Source organism: Neisseria sp. P0021.S007 (assembly GCF_051956855.1).
In genome coordinates, this window is sequence record NZ_JBQCXA010001092.1 from 1 (window position 1) to 532 (window position 532).

General features: G+C 47.6%; 1 protein-coding gene. It reads left to right on the forward strand.

Annotated features, from left to right (window positions below):
• Positions 1 to 393 (forward strand): paraquat-inducible protein A (locus ACTHUR_RS17690; protein WP_440400029.1); only part of this gene is annotated, 393 nt, incomplete at its 5' end.
• Between the last annotated feature and the right edge of the window lie 139 nt (positions 394 to 532).

A 532-nucleotide genomic window follows, 5' to 3' on the forward strand; every position in this document is an offset into this window, starting at 1 on the left:
GTTTATATGTGGGACGACGGCGACCGATTGATTGCCGTGATTATCTTTAGTGCCAGTATTATGGTGCCGGTTTTGAAGATTATTGCGATGGCGGTTTTGATTTATTCCGCATACTTTAAACCTGTGATGAGCGCGGACAAAATGTCGGTTTTGTATCGGATTACCGAATCCATCGGCCGCTGGTCGATGATTGATATTTTTGTGATTATTATTTTGATGAGTTCGTTCCACACCAATATGGCGCGCGTCGTGCCGGGTGGTGCGGCGATTTACTTCTGCCTGGTCGTTATTTTGACCATGCTTTCGGCCTATTATTTCGATCCCCGTCTGATTTGGGACAAGCAACAGCAGCTTTCAGACGGCCTTGATTCTGACCAGACCTCAACACAATGAAAAAACACGACTCTTCACCCAATTATCACGCACCGGCGCGTGTCAAGAAAACCAATGTCTTCACGTCTGTCGTGTGGCTGATTCCGCTGATTGCACTGATTGCCGGCGGCTGGCTTTTGATTAAAGACATCCGCAACCG